The sequence below is a fragment of the bacterium genome, assembly GCA_026398675.1.
In the GTDB taxonomy this organism is placed as follows: Bacteria; RBG-13-66-14; RBG-13-66-14; order RBG-13-66-14; family RBG-13-66-14; genus RBG-13-66-14.
In genome coordinates this window covers 1-2,860 of record JAPLSK010000084.1, presented here as the reverse complement: position 1 = coordinate 2,860, position 2,860 = coordinate 1, and the positions used below count along the sequence as shown (strand labels likewise).

4 protein-coding genes are annotated in these 2,860 nt (G+C 67.6%); all 4 read left to right on the top strand.

The features are described 5' to 3' along the window. Positions 1–214: 214 nt before the first annotated feature. The gene (gene ispF, locus NTW26_01735; GenBank protein MCX7020994.1) at positions 215–727 is read left to right on the top strand and encodes a 2-C-methyl-D-erythritol 2,4-cyclodiphosphate synthase; all 513 of its coding nucleotides are present in this window, start codon (positions 215–217) and stop codon (positions 725–727) included. A gap of 3 nt (positions 728–730) precedes the next feature. After that, positions 731–1,678, top strand: coding sequence for a hypothetical protein (locus NTW26_01730; protein ID MCX7020993.1), 948 nt, complete (start codon positions 731–733; stop codon positions 1,676–1,678). Between the two features lie 10 nt (positions 1,679–1,688). Then, entirely contained in the window at positions 1,689–2,417 is a 729-nt protein-coding gene (gene rlmB / locus NTW26_01725; protein ID MCX7020992.1) for a 23S rRNA (guanosine(2251)-2'-O)-methyltransferase RlmB, read from the top strand. A 21-nt stretch (positions 2,418–2,438) separates the two neighbouring features. Continuing rightward, the coding region (locus NTW26_01720) for an aminotransferase class I/II-fold pyridoxal phosphate-dependent enzyme (protein ID MCX7020991.1) at positions 2,439–2,860 on the top strand (422 nt) is incomplete at its 3' end.

Below are 2,860 nucleotides of genomic sequence, written 5' to 3'. Positions count from 1 at the left end.
CGGCCGTGGCGAGCGTGGAGACAACCGTTAGAACGATGAGGATGCGTATGAGCATATCGGGTCGTGGTGCGTCGCCGCAAGTATAGCATACGCCGGGGGTTCCGTCCGGTGAATCAGGGGCCGCCGCGGGTGAGACCTCGGAAGACGACCGTGTTGACACCCCGGCGGGATAAACCTAAAATCCACACCGTGCAACGGCTTAGGCGGTTTTTCCATGAGGGTCGGAATCGGGTTCGACGTGCACCGGCTGACGCCCGACCGAAAGCTGGTCTTGGGCGGGGTCGAGATTCCCTTCGAGCTGGGGCTCGCCGGGCACTCCGACGCCGACGTGCTGGTCCACGCGGTGATGGACGCCCTGTTGGGGGCGGCGGGGCTTCCCGACATCGGCCAACAATTTCCCGACACCGACCCCCGATATGCCGGAATCGCCTCCTGCGCCCTTCTGGCCGAGGTGGCGGGGATGCTTTCCAAGGCCGGATTCAGTGTGGTCAACGTGGACGCGGTCGTCGCCTGCGAGCGTCCGAAGCTGGCGCCCCACGTCCCGGCGATGCGCGAGAGGCTGGGGCGGGTTCTCGGCCTGAACCGGGACCGGGTCTCCATCAAGGCCACCACCACCGAGGGGCTCGGCTGCACCGGTCGGGGCGAGGGCATCGCGGCCTGGGCGGTGGCGCTGGTCTCCGACGGCTCGCCGAACGGCTCGCCGAACCGGCCCGAAAGCGAGGTGTGACGGGTGAGAACCGCTCTGCGCATTCTCTTGATTCTCGGTCTTCTCCTGGCGGCGTCCTGCAAAATCGGGCGGCGGCCGATGGGCGCGGCCTTCGTCCTCCGGGAAGGCGACACCAGCCGGGCCTTCTACATGCCGGTTCTGGGAGACGAGGGGCTCCGGTTCGGCGAACCGGTGGCGCTGCCTTTCACCGGACCGGTGGATCAACTGGTCTTCACCCCGGACGGTCGGGAGCTTTGGGCTTGGGCCGGAGCTGAAGCTGGCGAACCCGCCCTCTGGTCCCTCGCCTTCTCGGGTGACCGCTTCGGCGAGCCGGAGCGGCGGTTCGATTTGTCGTCCTACCCCGCCGGACTGTCCTCGGCGGCGGCCCCCCTCGACGGTTCGGTCGTCTTCGACGCCCAGGAGCCGGTGACCGGCCGCTGGCAGCTTTTCATCTACGACGACGGAGGTCTCCGGCAACTTACACCGGGGGACGCCGACTACCAGTCCCCGACACTCTCGCCGGACGGCTCGCCGAACGGGTCGGTAATCGTTTTTTCCAGCAACCGTGACGGCGCCGGCGGCGCGAAGGCGGACTGGGGCATCTGGGGCTGCGAGATAGCCACCGGGTCGCTGTTCGCGGTCTACGACTCCCCGTCCGACGAGGGCTCGCCCTGGTTCGCACCCGACGGCGCGCTCTACTTCGACAGCTTCGAGTACTCCGGGGAGGTGCCCGTCGGTTCCGTCTGGCGCATCGACGAGCCGTGGGAGCGGAAAGGATCGCCCACGGCGGAGCGCCTGGCCGGAATCGAGGGCCTCGTCCTTTTCCCCCGGCCTAGTCCCGACGGGGAATGGCTTCTCGTCACGGTTTATTCCGATCCGCGTTGGATGAGCCGCGTCGTCAATCTGGAAACCATGGAGAGCCGGCCACTGGCCGGCGAGGATACCGAAATCACCTACGCCTGCTGGCGTTGAGCGTACCGTTTTGGATCTTATCTACGGTTACAGACCCGTCCAGGAGGCGCTGCGCGCCGGGGTCGGCGTGATGCGCCTGTATGTGGCGCACGAGCGCGGCCGGAAAATTTCGACCCTGGCTAACGACGCCCGGAAGGGCGGCGTTTCCGTCACCGTTGTTTCAGAGCGCGAACTGCTCCAAATCTGCCGTTCCCCGAGACACCAGGGCGTGGCGGCCGAGGTGGACCGGCGGGCGTTCACGGTGGAAGACCTGGTCGGAATAGCGGAGGAGCGCGGGGAGAAGCCCTTCCTCGTGGTAACCGACCACCTGGAGGATCCGCACAACCTGGGCGCGGTTCTGCGGACCGCCGAGTGCGCCGGGTGCCACGGCGCGGTCATCCCCGTCAACCGCGCCTCGCCGGTCACCGGGACCGTGGTGCGGGCCTCGGCCGGAGCGACGGCCCACCTGCCGCTGGCCGTGGTCTCGAACGTCGCCCAGGCGCTCCGTCGTTTGAAAGAGCTGGGCGTCTGGTGCGTGGGGCTTTCCGGTGACGCCGGTGAGACCATCTACTCCGCCGACCTGACGGGTCCGCTGGCGCTCGTCGTGGGCGCCGAGAGCCGGGGGGTCGGGCACGCCGTGGAGTTGGCCTGTGATTTCTTGGTTTGCATCCCGCTCTTCGGCGAGGTGGAATCGCTCAACGCCAGCGTGGCCTTCGGAGTGGCCGCCTTCGAGGCGATCCGCCAACGCCGTGGATTTTAAAAAAAAGACAAAGGAGAAAACGTGGCCGCGGATGACATCCGTTTTGCCGACCGCCTGACAGGATTCGGTCGCGAGACCGGCTTCGAGATAAAGCAGAAGGCCATGGCCCTGGAGTCCCGGGGGATTGACGTGGTCCACCTGGAGGTTGGGGAGCCCGACTTCCCCACGCCGCCGAACATCATCTCCGCCGCCAAGGGCGCCCTGGACGCCGGGCAGACGCACTACGCCCCCAGCGCCGGTCTTCCGGTCCTGCGCGAGGCGGTGGCCGAGCACCTCACCCGGACCTACTCCACCCCCGTGCGTCCCGCCGAGGTCGTCATCGCCCCCGGGGCCAAGCCGCTCATCTTCTTCAGCATCCAGGCCCTGGTCGACCCCGGGGAACTGGTGCTCATCCCCGACGTCAATTTCCCGGCGTACGAGGCCGCGGCGATGATAGTCGGCGC